Annotated in this window: 17 protein-coding genes; 5 read left to right on the top strand and 12 right to left on the bottom strand. The window is 69.6% G+C overall.

Annotated elements, in window-relative coordinates; all coding sequences use genetic code 11:
* The 4 genes from J3476_RS23915 to J3476_RS23900 all read right to left on the bottom strand — a co-directional run.
* Positions 1-653: DUF222 domain-containing protein (locus J3476_RS23915; protein WP_207068809.1), on the bottom strand; the 653-nt coding region annotated here is incomplete at its 3' end.
* Positions 654-1000: 347 nt separating this feature from the next.
* Complete coding sequence (locus J3476_RS23910; protein ID WP_207068808.1) at positions 1001-1819, bottom strand: exodeoxyribonuclease III; 819 nt, start codon at positions 1817-1819, stop codon at positions 1001-1003.
* Positions 1820-1828: 9 nt separating this feature from the next.
* The gene (locus J3476_RS23905; RefSeq protein ID WP_207068807.1) at positions 1829-2737 is read right to left on the bottom strand and encodes a GNAT family N-acetyltransferase; all 909 of its coding nucleotides are present in this window, start codon (positions 2735-2737) and stop codon (positions 1829-1831) included.
* A 3-nt stretch (positions 2738-2740) separates the two neighbouring features.
* Entirely contained in the window at positions 2741-3334 is a 594-nt protein-coding gene (locus J3476_RS23900; RefSeq protein WP_207068806.1) for a peptide deformylase, read from the bottom strand.
* A gap of 138 nt (positions 3335-3472) precedes the next feature.
* On the opposite strand from J3476_RS23900, the gene J3476_RS23895 reads away from it, so the two are divergent.
* Genes J3476_RS23895 through J3476_RS23875 form a run of 5 tightly spaced genes read left to right on the top strand, consistent with a single transcriptional unit; the run spans position 3473 to position 6744 of the window.
* Positions 3473-3781 carry a DUF3263 domain-containing protein gene (locus tag J3476_RS23895; protein WP_152515279.1) on the top strand — a complete coding sequence of 103 codons (309 nt, stop codon included), beginning with the start codon at positions 3473-3475 and terminating at the stop codon, positions 3779-3781.
* A 31-nt stretch (positions 3782-3812) separates the two neighbouring features.
* Positions 3813-4274, top strand: coding sequence for a LytR C-terminal domain-containing protein (locus J3476_RS23890; RefSeq protein ID WP_207068805.1), 462 nt, complete (start codon positions 3813-3815; stop codon positions 4272-4274).
* A gap of 10 nt (positions 4275-4284) precedes the next feature.
* Entirely contained in the window at positions 4285-4986 is a 702-nt protein-coding gene (locus tag J3476_RS23885) for a superoxide dismutase family protein (RefSeq protein ID WP_207068804.1), read from the top strand.
* Positions 4964-6109 carry a glutamate--cysteine ligase gene (locus J3476_RS23880; protein WP_207068803.1) on the top strand — a complete coding sequence of 382 codons (1146 nt, stop codon included), beginning with the start codon at positions 4964-4966 and terminating at the stop codon, positions 6107-6109. Before J3476_RS23885 ends, J3476_RS23880 begins: the two co-directional genes overlap by 23 nt.
* A gap of 2 nt (positions 6110-6111) precedes the next feature.
* Positions 6112-6744, top strand: coding sequence for an LON peptidase substrate-binding domain-containing protein (locus J3476_RS23875; RefSeq protein WP_207068802.1), 633 nt, complete (start codon positions 6112-6114; stop codon positions 6742-6744).
* Between the two features lie 5 nt (positions 6745-6749).
* Here J3476_RS23875 and J3476_RS23870 read toward each other — a convergent pair whose 3' ends face one another.
* The 8 genes from J3476_RS23870 to J3476_RS23835 all read right to left on the bottom strand — a co-directional run bounded on the left by J3476_RS23870 (position 6750) and on the right by J3476_RS23835 (position 14406).
* Positions 6750-7541 (bottom strand): SAM-dependent methyltransferase, encoded by a 792-nt coding sequence (locus J3476_RS23870; protein WP_207068801.1) that lies wholly within the window; start codon positions 7539-7541, stop codon positions 6750-6752.
* Positions 7542-7578: 37 nt separating this feature from the next.
* The gene (mnhG, locus tag J3476_RS23865) at positions 7579-7917 is read right to left on the bottom strand and encodes a monovalent cation/H(+) antiporter subunit G (RefSeq protein ID WP_152515285.1); all 339 of its coding nucleotides are present in this window, start codon (positions 7915-7917) and stop codon (positions 7579-7581) included.
* Positions 7914-8189, bottom strand: a complete 276-nt coding sequence (locus J3476_RS23860) for a monovalent cation/H+ antiporter complex subunit F (protein WP_207068800.1) — start codon at positions 8187-8189, stop codon at positions 7914-7916. The genes mnhG and J3476_RS23860 overlap by 4 nt, the downstream gene beginning before the upstream one ends.
* Positions 8186-8722, bottom strand: coding sequence for a Na+/H+ antiporter subunit E (locus J3476_RS23855; RefSeq protein ID WP_207068799.1), 537 nt, complete (start codon positions 8720-8722; stop codon positions 8186-8188). Before J3476_RS23855 ends, J3476_RS23860 begins: the two co-directional genes overlap by 4 nt.
* Positions 8719-10320: a Na+/H+ antiporter subunit D gene (locus tag J3476_RS23850; RefSeq protein WP_207068798.1), complete on the bottom strand. Its 1602-nt coding sequence runs from the start codon at positions 10318-10320 to the stop codon at positions 8719-8721. Before J3476_RS23850 ends, J3476_RS23855 begins: the two co-directional genes overlap by 4 nt.
* Positions 10317-10775 (bottom strand): Na(+)/H(+) antiporter subunit C, encoded by a 459-nt coding sequence (locus tag J3476_RS23845; RefSeq protein ID WP_163672848.1) that lies wholly within the window; start codon positions 10773-10775, stop codon positions 10317-10319. The genes J3476_RS23850 and J3476_RS23845 overlap by 4 nt, the downstream gene beginning before the upstream one ends.
* The gene (locus J3476_RS23840) at positions 10772-13633 is read right to left on the bottom strand and encodes a Na+/H+ antiporter subunit A (protein WP_207068797.1); all 2862 of its coding nucleotides are present in this window, start codon (positions 13631-13633) and stop codon (positions 10772-10774) included. Before J3476_RS23840 ends, J3476_RS23845 begins: the two co-directional genes overlap by 4 nt.
* A gap of 77 nt (positions 13634-13710) precedes the next feature.
* Entirely contained in the window at positions 13711-14406 is a 696-nt protein-coding gene (locus J3476_RS23835) for a TrkA family potassium uptake protein (protein WP_207068796.1), read from the bottom strand.
* Positions 14407-14457: the final 51 nt, after the last annotated feature.

The raw sequence follows: 14457 nt of genomic DNA, 5'->3' as shown, positions 1-14457 counted from the left end.
CTGTTGACCATGGCTTTGAGGCGGGCCGCGGCGATCGCGGCGTCGAGGGAGTTGATCCGGCCCCACACGCTGGTGGTGCCCGCGGCCTGATCGCGGCCGCCGATGCGGATATCGCGGCCGCGGTGGGCGGTGGCCGCGCGCCGGACGGCGTCGGGGTCGAGGGTGTGGATCCACACGGTGATCGCGGTGTCGAGTTTGTCGCCCGATAGCGTCCCCCAGGTGCTGGCCGCGGTGGCGAACTGTTCGTCGAGTTGGGCCCACACCTGTTCGTCGACGACCAGGGCGCACAGCCACACGATGCGCGCGACCACGCGCTCGCTGACCTGGCCGGCCAGGAAGCGGGCGTTGAGGCGGGGCAGATGGTCACGCAGGGTGACCGCGGTGTCCATCAGCGCCACGGCGCGGCCGTGGGAGACGGTCAGTGCGCACCCGATCTGGGCGGCGGCCTCATCGACGGGGTCACACGCCCAGCGGGTGCGCACCGGATCAGCGTCGGCGGTGGTCTCGGCGCGGCGGCGCCGTTCGGCCACCGCGGCCAACAGTCGGGCCTGAGCTGCGGCCGCGGCGCCCGCCCAGCCGGTGATCGCCTCGATCAACTCGCCATCCGAAATGTCGGCCAGCGCGGCCGGACCTGGAAGCGAACCATCGAACATGTGTTCTACTTTAGAGGCCGCTCCGGACACTCAGCCGCGCCGCGACATCTCCCCGCTCACGCTGGGGATGAAAACGCGATTGGGGATAACGCCATCTGAAATGGCCTGCTATTGGGGACAACCGTGAGTAGGTGCGAGAACGCGGCGTGGCGGCGAAGAACTCGTCGGCCATCTGAAATCACGGCAGATTGGGGCAGGACCGCGTTGCGATGAGGAGAAATGGGCCGCGATCGGGGTCACCGGCAAGGAGGGCAGAAAGCGCGAGTGAGGCGGCCGCAACCGGGATGGGGATCGCGAGGGGGAAAACGCAAGTGGCTCATCAAGCCGAGAACAGCCTCAGTCTCGGACTACGGGACCAGTTCGATCAGCACCGGCGCATGGTCACTGGGTGACCCGACCCTGTTCTTCCCGGTCTTGCGCTCGTCGCGGACGATCTCGCCATGGGTGACCCGGTCGGCCAACGCCGGTGAGCCGAGAATGAAATCGATTCGCATACCACGGTTCTTGGGGAACCGAAGCTGCGTGTAGTCCCAGTAGGTGAACACGTCCGGGCCTGGCGTGTACGGGCGCACCACGTCGGTGAAACCGGCGTCGATCACCGCGGTGAACGCGGTGCGTTCGGGTTCGGTGACGTGGGTGCTGTCCCGAAACACCTCCATGTCCCAGACGTCTTCGTCGGTGGGCGCGATGTTCCAGTCGCCCATCAACGCGATCTGCGCACCGGCGTCGGCGGTCAACCACGACGCTGCGGTCTCACGAAGGGCGGCAATCCATTCCAGCTTGTACCGATAGTGGGGCGAGTCGACAGTGCGCCCGTTCGGGATGTACAGACTCCACACTCGCACGCCGGCGCAGGTCGCACCCAGTGCCCGCGCTTCGGCGGCGGCCTCGTTCTCGGGCTTGTCGCTCCAGGTCGGTTGCCCGGGGAAGCCGACCTCGACGTCGTCGATGCCGACCCTGGAGGCGATCGCCACGCCGTTCCACTGATTGAACCCGCAGTGGACCACGTCGTAGCCCAGCGCGGCGAACGGCATGGTGGGGAACTGATCGTCGGAGCACTTGGTCTCCTGCATCGCCAGCACATCGACGTCGGCGCGGGCCAGCCAGTCGGTGACGCGGTCGACGCGAGCGCGGATGGAGTTGACGTTCCAGGTGGCCACTCGCATGCGCCAACCCTACGTGTGGGCGAGCAGGTCGTCGGCACGCACATAGCGGGAGCGGTGGTGCTCGCGAAATCCCATCGACTCGTACAACGCTCGCGCGCCGGTGTTGTCGGCGACGACCTGCACGTAACCACCGGTGGCGCCGCGGTCGCGGGCCCACGCGAGCAGGCCGGTGCACAGTGCGCGGGCCAGACCGCGACGCCGCGCGTGTTCGGAGACGTGTACCGCGGAGATGCCGGCCCATCGCGTCCCGTCCGGCGCCTCGGTCACCGCGCCGCGCCCCACCGCGGCGTCGTCCAGCGCGGCGAAGGCGACCTCACCGTCGACGACAGCGGTCAGGACCTCGACGGGCACGTCGCGTTGATACAGCTGCCGCCACCGGTCGTCAGGGCGCGACGACACCACGAGGTCGGCTGGCGGCGGCGCGGGATCATCGAGATCGGTTGCCATCACGAGGTTCTCGGCGTCCGTCGGCACGCCCGGAGGAATCCGCAGCAGCCGGTCGGGTGCCGAGATCAACGCCGGCACCCCTCGGGAGCTGTACCAGTCGGCCACTGCGGCGATCTCGGCGTACGAGGTGAAGCGCAGCGGCACAGCCGAATTGGCCCGTCGGGTGCTTCCGTGTCCGAACCGCGCCAGCCATTCGCCGAGCCAGGCATGCTCGGTGCCCGGCCACGCCAGCGCGGCCGCATGTTCGAGATTGCGGATGTCGCCCGTGCGCACAGGCATCTCCGGAACGACCCGCACCGCCAGCACGTCGGCCGACGCCACCTCGACGACCTCTCCGCGTCGGGTGCGCACCCGCACCGTCGCGCCGGTGTCGATCAGATGACCCACGACGTCGGAGTGCGGCGGTGTCTCACCTGCGGGCAGGCGGTACCGCAGGCTGACTCGGGTGCCGACCTCGGGCAGGTCTGTCACGGGTCAGTGGCCGAACGGGTCGGGGTCCTCGCCGGGCATCCATGACAAGCCCGGTACGCCCCAGCCGTGGGACTTGATCGCGCGCTTGGCGCTGCGGGCGTTGCGGCCGATGAGCCGGTCCACGTAGAGGAAGCCGTCCAGGTGGCCGGTCTCGTGCTGAAGCATCCGCGCGAACAGATCCTCACCCTCGAGGGTGATCGCCGAGCCGTCGGCGTCCAGACCCGTCACCCGCGCCCACGACGCGCGGCCGGTCGGGAACGATTCCCCGGGCACCGACAGGCAGCCCTCGTCGTCGTCCTCGGGGTCGGGCATGGTCTCGGGCACCTCGGAGGTTTCCAGCACCGGGTTGATCACCACCCCGCGCCGGCGCACGGTCTTGCCCCGCGCGTCGGCGCAGTCGTAGACGAACAGTCGCTTGCCGACTCCGATCTGGTTGGCTGCCAGCCCGACCCCGTGTGCGGCGTCCATCGTGTCGTAGAGGTCTTGGATCAGATCCGCGATCTCGGCGGGCAGCGAACCATCGTCGGCGACGGGCACCGGTTCGGTCGCGGTGTGCAGGACGGGATCTCCTACGATGCAGATGGGTCGTACGGCCATGACCGGCAAGCTTAGTGCGGCGGTTCGGCCGCCGACTCGCGGCGGTTTGTGACGACTTCCGTGACCAACCCGTGATTGAATACTCGCCGAAACCACATGGATGTCATTCTCGATTGTCGGAAAGGTCCCATTAGCAATATGGACGGCGCGATTGCGCGGGCTGAGCACTCCGGGGACGACACCGAACCCACCGACGGCTTGACCCGTCGCGAACACGACATCCTGGCCTTCGAACGGCAGTGGTGGAAGTACGCGGGCTCCAAGGAAGACGCCATCAAGGAACTGTTCTCGATGTCGGCGACCCGCTACTACCAGGTGCTCAACGCGCTGGTGGACCGCCCCGAGGCCCTGGCGGCCGATCCGATGCTGGTCAAGCGGTTGCGGCGGCTGCGCGCCAGCAGGCAGAAGGCCAGGGCGGCACGTCGCCTCGGCTTCGATGTGACCTGATCGCTACCGGGTGTCGATACAGTAGGCGCCGATGAACCAGCGAGACTCCTCGGGCCTGCCCCTGCGCGCCATCATCATGGTGCTGTTGTTCCTCGGTGTGGCATTCCTGCTCATCGCGTTGCAGACGATGGGAGGCGGGTCCGACGACGGGGACGATTCGTCGATCGCCGCCGTCACGACCACCACGACGGCCACGACGACGTCGGCCCCGGCCGAGCCGGAGCGCCCTGAGGTGCGCGTGTTCAACATCGGCACCGTCGAGGGCGCGGCCGACGCGACGGCCACCCGGCTGCGCGACGCCGACTGGAACGTCACCGAGACCGGCAACCTGGAGCTGCCGGACACGACGGTCACCACCGTGTTCTTCGGTGACACCCCGGGTGAACAGCAGGCGGCCGAGGAGATCGGCAGATTGCTCGAGGCACCCGTCGCGCCCCGGGTTCCCCAACTTCTGGAGCAGCCACCGGGCGTTGTGGTGGCTGTCACCGGTTAGGCTCTTGGGCATGCTCAGGACCGTCGCCGCCGCCACCTTGTTCGCAGTGCCCGCGCTCGCGCTCAGTGCCTGCGCCCCGCCCGGGCAAGTGCCCTCGGACACCACGGGCACCACACCCGCGATCTGGACGGGATCACCGTCGCCGTCGGCGGGTCCCGGTGAGGAGCACGGCGGCGGGTCGGCCGCCGCAGCGGGGGAGATGCTCACCGCTGACCTGAAGTCACCCGACGGCACCACGGTGGCCACCGCCGAGTTCGAGTTCTCCGACGGCTACGCGACGATCACCGTGCAGGCCGGCGAGGGCAGCGAGCTGGAGCCCGGCTTCCACGGCCTGCACGTCCACTCGGTCGGTCAGTGTGAGGCCCCGTCCACCCCGCCGACGGGCGGACAGCCGGGCGACTTCCTGTCGGCCGGCGGTCACCTGCAGGTGCCCGGGCACAGCAGCTACCCCGCCAGCGGCGACCTGCCGAACCTGTTCGTCAAAGAGGACGGCTCGGCCATGCTCGTGGTGGCCACCGACGCCTTCACGATGGAAGACCTGACCGGCAGCGAGGGGACCGCGCTGATGGTCCACGAGTCGCCCAGCAACTTCGGCAACATTCCGCCGGAGAAGTACACCCAGGTCAACGGAACCCCGGGCCCGGACCAGGACACGCTGGCGACCGGCGACGCCGGATCGCGGGTGGCCTGTGGCGTCATCACCGGGTCCTGATTCCGGGGCCGGTGCCCGCATCGAGTTCGCCGGGTCGCCCCGGCCGACCCTCGGCGTCGAGTGGGAGTTCGCGCTCGTCGACCCCGACACCCGCGACCTGAGCAACGAAGCGGCGTCGGTGATCGCCGAACTGGGCGAGAACCCGCACGTGCACAAGGAATTGCTGCGCAACACCGTCGAGGTCGTCACCGGCATCTGCGACAACACCGGGGAGGCGATGGCCGATCTGGCGTCGACACTGCAGCCGGTCCGCCAGATCGTGCGCGAGCGCGGCATGGAACTGTTCTGTGCCGGCACCCACCCGTTCGCGAAGTGGTCGGCGCAGAAACTCACCGACGCCCCCCGCTACGCCGAGCTGATCAAGCGCACCCAGTGGTGGGGCCGGCAGATGCTGATCTGGGGGGTGCACGTCCATGTCGGGGTGTCCTCGGAGCACAAGGTCATGCCGATCATCACCTCGATGCTCAAGTACTACCCGCATCTGCTGGCGCTGTCGGCCTCCTCGCCGTACTGGGAGGGTGAGGACACCGGGTACGCCAGCAACCGGGCGATGATGTTCCAGCAGCTGCCGACGGCCGGGCTGCCGTTCCAGTTCCAGAAGTGGAGCGAGTTCGAAGGGTTCGTCGCCGACCAGAAGAAGACCGGCATCATCGACCACATGAACGAGATCCGCTGGGACATCAGGCCTTCCCCGCATCTCGGCACGATCGAGGTGCGGATCTTCGACGGGGTGTCCAATCTGCAGGAGCTCTCGGCGCTGGTGGCGTTGACGCACTGCCTGATCGTGGATCTGGACCGCCGGCTCGAGGCGGGGGAGACGCTTCCGGTGATGCCGCCCTGGCATGTTCAGGAGAACAAGTGGCGCGCCGCGCGTTACGGGCTGGACGCGATCATCATCCAGGACGCGGACAGCAACGAGAAGCTGGTGACCGAGGATCTCGACGCGCTGCTCGAGCGGTTGTCCCCGGTGGCGCAGTCGTTGTCGTGCAGCGACGAACTGGCCCGGGTCGCCGACATCTACCGGGCCGGCGCGTCGTATCAGCGGCAGCGCCGGGTTGCCGAGGAACACGACGGCGATCTGCTGGCCGTGGTGGACGCGCTGATCGCCGAGTTGGTGATCTGAGCATGCCGACCGTGCCGATGTTCCCGCTCGAGGTGGCGATGCTGCCGGGCGAAGAGCTGCCGCTCCGGATCTTCGAGCCCAGGTATGCCGCGATGGTGCAGGCCTGCCTGACCGCCGACGACCCGGCCTTCGGGGTGGTCCTCATCGCCGCCGGGCGCGAGGTGGGTGGGGGTGACAGCCGCAGTGATGTCGGCGCGCTGGCCCACATCACCGAGTACGCCGAGCTCGGACCCGGTCTCTACCAGCTCAAATGCGTGATGGGAGAACGAATCCGGGTGGTGGAGTGGTTGCCCGACGATCCGTACCCGCGCGCGGTGGTGCAGACCTGGCCGGATCAGCCTGGTGAGGCCGTCGACGTGGAGGCCATCCGCGACATCGAGGACCGGATGGTCGCCCTGTTCGAGCGCATCGCTGCCGCACGCGGGGCACAGGTCAATGCGCGCGACATCGTGCACGGCGCCGACGAGTCGGGGCAGGCCGCAATGTGGTTGTACGCGTTGACCTCCCGACTTCCGATGGGGCAGGCCGACAGGTACTCGGTGCTGGCCGCGCCGACCGCCGCCGAGCGGGTCGTGGCGCTGTCCGAGGCCGTCGACACCGTGACCGCGATGGTGGAGTTTCAGCTCTCGGAGTGAGCGCGCTACAGCAGCGCGGCTTCGATGAACGTCCGCCGCGGCAACACATCCTCGACGCCGTCCGGCGTGCACCGGGCGTAGCGGTCCAGCAGAGCCGTCGAGCTGACAGTGCTGACCTCCCAGCCGCGTTCGGCCAGCCAGCCGCCCACGTCGGCGCTCTCATCGTCGGGGACTTCGACGGCAAGCCGGCTGCACGGCCGGCTCAGCGCCACGGCTCGGCGCACCACCTCGGCTCGGTCCCCGGCCGACCAGCCGGGCAGCATCCCCTCCAGCGACCAGGCGACCGGTTCGGAACGGTCGAAGCCGGCGCTCGACAAAGCGGCCGAGAAATCGGCGCGAACGTCGGCGGGTACCGGGACATGGCGGGTGACCGCACGCTCGGCGCGGCGATCGTGCAATGCCGCGATCTTGAACTCCAGCACGGCAAGCCGGTCGACCTCGTAGAGCGTGCTGCTCGACAACCACGGCAGCCGCCAGGCCCGGGTGTCCAGCCCGGCCGCCAGGATCACGGCCTGGTCGACCCCGTGCGCCCCCGCGGTGACGAAATGCTGGTCGAACCACCGGGTGCGGCAGGCGACGTAGGCCTCGAGGGCGGTCGGCGGGATGTCGTCGAGCCGATCAGCTGTCCACCCGTGCGCGGCGGCGGCCGCCAGCAGATCCTTCGCGTACGGGTCGGTGAACAGCGGGCAGGCCGAGCGGTCCTCGTCGGCGCGCAGGGTCGCGGCCGAGAGCATCGCGGCGTGCACCGCGGCGCCGTCGAGGCCGTCGGCGCATCCGCTTTCCGCTGTGGTGACCATGGCGGCAAGGTTCCCGTTTTCCGCCCCGCTCAAGCGGTCAGCCTTCGGGGCGTTGGTCGCCCAGTTCGTCGATCGCCATCAGGTCCTTGCGGTAGGTGCCTTCGCGGTACACCACCTGGCTGACGCGCATGGCGATCACCGGTGCGGTGATCGCGGTGAACAGTCCCGCGAGGACGAGTACTCCGACGTCGACGCTGTCGCGCAACCGCAGCGACGCGCCGGCGAGCACCAGCAGCAGGCCCAATACCTGCGGCTTGGATGCCGCGTGCATACGGGACAACGAGTCCGGGAAGCGCACCACACCGATGGCGGCGGTCAGCGCCAGCACCGACCCGGCCAAGACGAGGAGTGCACCGATCAGGTCCAGGATGTTCACGGCTGCGGGTCCCCCTCCTTGTCGGGCACCCGGAACCGCGCCACGCTGACCGACCCGACGAAGCTCATCAACGACAGGGCGACGATGCCGTACTTGACGGTGGAGTCCAGGCTGAACGCCGCCCAGGTCGCCAGGCCGCACATCACCACCGCGATCAGGGTGTCGCTGGCCACCAACCGGTCCATGGTGTTCGGCCCGGCCAGCACCCGGTACATCGTGATCGAGGCAGCCGTGATCAGCAGTATCGCGCTGATCGTCCAGATGACGGTCACGGGGTTGCCTCCTCGTCGGCCGGCCGCCACTCGTGCTCGCGTTCGAAGGCGGCGATGACCAACTGCTCCAGATGGGCGAGCTGGGCGAAGAAGTCCTCGATGGCGCGTTCGGGGCGCACGTCGAGGACGTGGACGTAGAGGATGCGGCGGGCCTGGTCGATGTCGACGACCATGGTGCCGGGGATCAGCGTCAGGATCGACGCGATCAGCGACAGCGTCAGGTCGGACTTCACCGACAGCGGCGCCCGCACGATCGCACTCTGCGGCGGCGGGCCGGGTTTCACGGTGAGCCAGGCGATCTGGAGGCTGGCTTTCGCCAGGTCGACGATGACGCGGCCCTGCAGGCGCAGCAGCGACAGCGGATGCAGCCGGCCCTGCACCGGCACCACCGGAAGGGGCAGCAGCAGCGTGATCAGCAGCGCGACCGCCAGCCCGCCGAGGATGTTGGCCGGCGAGAGGGTGCCCCACAGCAGCACCCACACCGCGGTCAGCCAGCAGACCAGGCTGATGCGCAGACCGTACTTGCGGTTCACGACGGTTCTCCGAGCACGGCGCCGACGTAGGCGGGTCGGTCGAGCAACTGGTCGGCGGCGCGCTCGCTGTAGGCGAAGATCGGCCCGGCGGCCACCGTGAGCGCCAGCCCCACGCCGATCAGCGCCACGGTCGGTGCCACCATCCCGGCCGGCATCCTGCCCACGTCGGCGCGCGCGTTGAACTCGACGTCCCCGCCGCCGTCGGCGATCAGCGCGGTGGGTGCGGCCATCGCCAGCTGCCCCTCCGGGGCCTGCTCGCGCGGCCGCCAGAACGCCTTGGCATACACCCGGGCCATCACGTACAGCGTGAGCAGGCTGGTCACCACGCCGCCGCCGACCAGCATCCAGGCCAGCACCGCGCCGTCCGCCGCGCCCGCCTCCAACAGCGCCACCTTGCCGATGAAGCCCGAGAACGGGGGTATGCCACCGAGATTCAGCGCCGGGATCAGGTACAGGATCGCCAACAGCGGGCTCGCGGCCGCCAGCCCGCCGAGGCGCCGCAGTGTCGCCGAGCCGCCCTGTCGTTCGATCAGGCCGACCACCAGGAACAGCGTCGTCTGCACGATGATGTGGTGCGCGGCGTAGAAGATCGCGCCGGACAGGGCCAGCCTGGTGGCCAGCGCCACCCCGAAGATCATGTAGCCGATGTGGCTGACCAGCGTGAACGACAGCAACCGCTTGATGTCGTTCTGGGCGATGGCGCCGAAGATGCCCAGCAGCATGGTGGCCAGCGCGGCCACCAGCAGTACCGGGTTGAGCCCGACATCAGGGAACAGCAGCGTGTGCGCCCGGATGATCGCGTACACGCCGACCTTGGTGAGCAGGCCGGCGAAGACGGCGGTCACCGGCGCCGGTGCGGTCGGATAGGAGTCGGGCAGCCACGCGTACAGCGGGAACACCGCGGCCTTGATGCCGAACGCGACCATCAACACGGCGAACAACGCGCTGCGGGTGCCCGGGCTGACGTCGTCGAGGCGGATCGCGAGCTCGGCCATGTTGACCGTGCCGGCCGCCGCGTAGACGAGCGCCACGCCGGTCAGGAAGATCATCGACGACACCATCGAGACCATGACGTAGACGACCCCGGCCCGGATCCGTGCGGCGTTGCCGCCGACGGTGAGCAGCACGAAGCTGGCCGCCAGCAGCACCTCGAACCCGACGAACAGGTTGAACAGGTCACCGGCGAGGAACGCGATGGACACGCCCGCCGCCAGCGCCAGGTAGGTCGGCGCGAAGATCGAGACCGGCTGGCGGTCGTCGCCGTCACGCATGCCCTGGCCGATCGCGAACAGCAGCACCGTCAACAGCACGATCGACGAGACCACGAGCATCAGCGCCGAGAGCCGGTCGACGACCATCGAGATGCCCAGCGGGCCGAGTCCGTCGTCCGTGGGTCCCCACCCGCCGACCTGGACCACCAGGGTGTCGCCGCGGTCGGCGAGGTAGAGCAGCGTGACCGACACGGCCAGCACCGCCGACAGCGCGACAAGCGAGATCAGCCGCTGCACCCGTGGCCTACGGCCGGCGATCAACGTGGTCGCCGCGCCCAGCATCGGGATGAGCACCGGCAGCGGAATGAGGATCGCTGCGGCGGTCACGTCTCGTGCTCCTCGTCGTAGAGCTCGTCGAGATCGGCGCGCTCACCCGGGGAGCGGGCGGGGCGCTCGGTCACCACGTCGCGGTGGTCGTCCTCGCTGCGTTCGGCCACCGCGACGTCCTCGGGGTCGCGCCCGATCTCCTCGGCGGTGGTCAGTTGGTAGGAGCGGTAGGCCAGCGCCAGCATGAACGCCGCAACGCCCATGGTGATGACGATCGCGGTGAGGATCATTGCCTGCGCGAGCGGGTCGGCGGTGATCTCGCGACCCAGCACGGTCCGTCCCCGCACCGGCGGGTTGCCGGACGGTCCGGCGGTGATCAGCAGCAGCAGGTTGACGGCGTTGCTGATCAGCAGCACCCCCAACAGCATCCGGGTCAGGCTGCGGTCGAGGACCAGGTACACACCGCAACTGAGCATCGCACCGATGGCGACGAGTCCTACCAGTGACGGGCTCATGCGGTCTCCGCCTGCGCGACCGGCCGTTGCCTGCCGAGATCGTCGTCGAGCCGCGCGCCGAGGCTGCGCAGGATGTCGAGAACCAGACCGACCACGATCAAATACACTCCCGCGTCGAAGAACAACGAGGTCACCAGCTTCACATCACCCAGCACGGGCAGCGTCGCCTCGAGGGTCGCCGACGACAGCACCGGCGCGCCCAGGAACAGCGAGACGACGGCGGTGCCCGCGGCCAGGGTCAGCCCCGCGCCCAGCACCTTGCCGGCGTCCAGCGGCAGCGTCTCGCCCAGCTCGTAACGACCGCCGGCCAGATAGCGCAGTGACAACGCCAACCCCGCGGTGAGCCCGCCGGCGAAACCGCCGCCCGGGGTGTTGTGGCCGGTGAAGAAGAAGTACAGCGACAGCGCCATGATCAGCGGGAACACCATGCGGGTGGCGACCTCGAGAACCAGGGACCGTTCCGCGGGATCGCGGAAGACGTTGCCGCGCAGCAGGATGACCGGCGAGGGGCGCGGGGCGTGCTCGGTTCTGCGGTCACCCGGAACCCGGGGTGCGGCGCCGAACCGGCGGTGCCGGAACACCATCGAGGCCACGCCGGTCGCGGCGATCAGCAGCACGCACACCTCGCCGAGGGTGTCCCAGGCGCGGATGTCGACCAGGATGACGTTCACCGCGTTCGAGCCGTTTCCGCGGTAGTAGGCCGCATCGGGCAGCAGTGTGGCGACCGAGACGGCGTCGCGGGCAGCCATGGCGAACGCCGCGACCGTCGTCACCGTCGCGCCCACCGCCACCGCCAATGCCGCGCGCGGCAACCACAGCCTCTTGACCGTCGCGGCGCTGGTCTCGGCGGGCAGTGTCCGCAGCACCAGCACGAACACCACCAGCAGGACCGTCTCGACCAGGAACTGCGTCAGCGCCAGGTCCGGGGCGCCGTGGAGCGCGAACACCACGCCCGTGCCGTAGCCGGTCAGGCTGATCAGCAGCACCACGGCCAGCCGGTTGCGGGTGACGGTCGCGCCCAGCGCCGCGGCGATGATCAGCACGCCGATCACCGCCTGCAGCGGCGAATCCCACGGACGGAGCTCGACGCGGTCCCGCGCTCCCCACGCCAGCATGGCCAGCGGCAGCAGCACCAGCGTGGCCATGACGGTGGCCTGGATCGCCGGGATCGAGCCGCGTTGCGTCACCCCGGTTGCCCGCAGCGAGAGGCGGTCGGCGGCACGCACCACCGCGTCGTAGCGTTCGTCAGCGTCGCCCAGTGACAGCCAGCGGCTGCGCAGCCGCGGTAGCCGGCGGCGTCCGAAGAACGCCGCCGTGCCGACGCCGATCACCACCGCCGACAGCACCACCGGCAGACCGAAGCCGTGCCAGAGCGCCAGGTAGTAGTCGACGCCGCCAGGCAGGGTGCGGGCGTAGGAGCTCAGCGCGCTGTCGACGGGGGACGGGAACACCCCGAACAGCAGGCCGGCGGTGGCCAGCACGGCCGGCGACGCCAAGAACACCACCGACGGCTGATGCATCCGGGCCACCAACGGTGACGGCTCGGGTTGTCCCTTGCGGGCGAAGCCTCCCCACACCACGCGCAGGCTGTACATGAACGTGAACGTCGAACCGAGCACGATCGCAGCGAGCACGAACGGCGCGCTGCCGCCGAGCTGCGGGCTGTGCAGCAGCGTCTCGAAGTCGGCTTCCTTGGCGACGAAGCCGAAGAACGGTGGCAGCCCGGCCATGCTGGCGGCCGCGGCGGCCGCGATGACCAGCAGCGCCGGGCTTCGGGCGCCCAGCCAGGCGAGCTCGCGGATGTCGCGTGTCCCGGTGGCGTGGTCGATGGCACCGACCACCATGAACAGCGTGGCCTTGAACATCGCGTGGGCGCACAACAGCGCCAGCCCGGCCAGCATCATGTTGCCGCCGCCGGTGCCGACCATCACGGTGATCATCCCGAGCTGGCTGACCGTCCCGTAGGCCAGGACGAGCTTCAGATCGTATTCGCGCAGCGCCCGCCATCCGGCGATGAGCAGCGTCAGCGAACCGAGGACCACCACCGTGGGCCGCCACGGCGGGGCGTCGGCGAACCCCGGAGTCAGCCGGGCCACCAGGTACACACCGGCTTTCACCATCGCCGCCGCATGCAGGTAGGCGCTGACCGGGGTGGGTGCCGCCATGGCGCCGGGCAGCCAGAAGTGCAGCGGCACCAGCGCCGACTTGCTGATCGCGCCGATCAGCACCAGCGCGAGCGCGACGTTGACCGCGACGCCGGTGGGCGGTGCAGCCACCAGTTCGGAGAGCAGGTAGGTGCCGGACGCGGTGCCCAGCACGATGATGCCGACCAGCATCGACAGCCCGCCGGCAGTGGTGACCAGCAGCGCCTGCATGGCGGCGCGGCGGCTGGTCGCGCGCTCGGCGTAGTGGCCCACGAGCAGGAACGACAACACCGTCGTCAGCTCCCAGAACACGTAGAGCAGCAGCATGTTGTCGGCGGTGACGAGGCCGAACATCGCGCCCGCGAAGGCCACCAGCTGGGCGGCGAAACTGGGCAGCCGGTCCTCCCGGCGGCCGTCGTGGTGGTGGAAGTACTCGGTGCAGTACAGCAACACCAGCGCGCCGACGCCCAGCACGATCACGCTCATCACCGCGGCGAGCGGGTCGAACCGCAACGCGATGTCCATCGACAGTTCGGGCACCCACGGCACGTCGACGCGGGCCTGATACCCGTCGGAGGGCCAGTTCGTCGCGACCCATGTCAGCGAGCCGGCCGGGACGAGCGCGAGCACGGGGAACGCCCGTCGGTCCCACCGGCGTACGAGCGCCGGTGCCACCACGGCGGCAGCCGCGTGGGCGAGCAGTATCGCGAGCATGGACTCCGGGGATTCGGGGGCGGGGGACCGGTGAACTGGTGCGATCAGTCTACGTGAGCGCCGGTTTCGTCCATTTGTCAGCGATCGCTGACGGTCGGTGCCCCCTGCACCATGGCCGAGATCTTCTCCTCGACCCCCGCTGCGGCGACGAACAACAGCTCGTCGCCGGCGCGCAACACCTCGCTGTGCTGCGCGACGATCAGATGCTTGCCGCGCAGCAGCGCCACCAGGACGCTGTCCGCGGGCATGGGCAGCGTGCGGACCTGGCGGCCCACCAGTCGGCTCTGAGCCGGCAGCGTGAACTTGGCGATGTTGGCCGGGCCGACCCGGGTGGGTGAGACCCCGCCCAGGCCCATCAGCCGGACCAGGCGGCCGACGTCGATCGCGCCCTCCACGGCGGCGACCATCGCCAGCGGCGTGGACACCGCGACATCCACCCCCCACGCCTCGGTGAACAGCCACTCGTTGCGGGCGTCGTTGATGCGCGCCACCATCCGGCCCACGCCGAACTCGCCCTTGGCCAGCAGCGCCATGGCGAGATTGGCCTTGTCGTCACCGGTCGCGGCGATCGCGACATCGCAACTCTGCAGCTGCGCCTCCTCCAGCGACGACAGTTCGCACGCGTCGGCCAGGAACCAGTCGGCCCCGGGCACCCGGGCAGGCACGTACCGGGTGAACTCCCGCTCGATCAACAGCACCTTGTGGCCGTTGTCGACCAGCTCCGCAGCCACCGAACGGCCGACCGCGCCGGCTCCGGCAACCGCTATCCGCATGGCTGGCTCCTTTCGGCCCTGAAATACTGTCCGCGAGTTTCTCCGCGCGCC

The sequence above is a fragment of the Mycobacterium sp. PO1 genome, assembly GCF_017312405.1.
In the GTDB taxonomy this organism is placed as follows: Bacteria; Actinomycetota; Actinomycetes; order Mycobacteriales; family Mycobacteriaceae; genus Mycobacterium.
The sequence above is the reverse complement of the archived record's forward strand: the minus strand, read 5'-3'. Positions and strand labels throughout refer to the sequence as shown.

Coding starts and splice junctions, on each gene's coding strand:
- J3476_RS23890 (WP_207068805.1), top strand. CDS start 3,813: ATGAACCAGCGAGACTCCTCGGGCCTGCCCCTGCGCGCCATCATCATG.
- J3476_RS23845 (WP_163672848.1), bottom strand. CDS start 10,775: ATGAGCCCGTCACTGGTAGGACTCGTCGCCATCGGTGCGATGCTCAGT.
- J3476_RS23895 (WP_152515279.1), top strand. CDS start 3,473: ATGGACGGCGCGATTGCGCGGGCTGAGCACTCCGGGGACGACACCGAA.
- J3476_RS23870 (WP_207068801.1), bottom strand. CDS start 7,541: ATGGTCACCACAGCGGAAAGCGGATGCGCCGACGGCCTCGACGGCGCC.
- J3476_RS23875 (WP_207068802.1), top strand. CDS start 6,112: ATGCCGACCGTGCCGATGTTCCCGCTCGAGGTGGCGATGCTGCCGGGC.
- J3476_RS23840 (WP_207068797.1), bottom strand. CDS start 13,633: ATGCTCGCGATACTGCTCGCCCACGCGGCTGCCGCCGTGGTGGCACCG.
- J3476_RS23885 (WP_207068804.1), top strand. CDS start 4,285: ATGCTCAGGACCGTCGCCGCCGCCACCTTGTTCGCAGTGCCCGCGCTC.
- J3476_RS23835 (WP_207068796.1), bottom strand. CDS start 14,406: ATGCGGATAGCGGTTGCCGGAGCCGGCGCGGTCGGCCGTTCGGTGGCT.
- J3476_RS23900 (WP_207068806.1), bottom strand. CDS start 3,334: ATGGCCGTACGACCCATCTGCATCGTAGGAGATCCCGTCCTGCACACC.
- J3476_RS23910 (WP_207068808.1), bottom strand. CDS start 1,819: ATGCGAGTGGCCACCTGGAACGTCAACTCCATCCGCGCTCGCGTCGAC.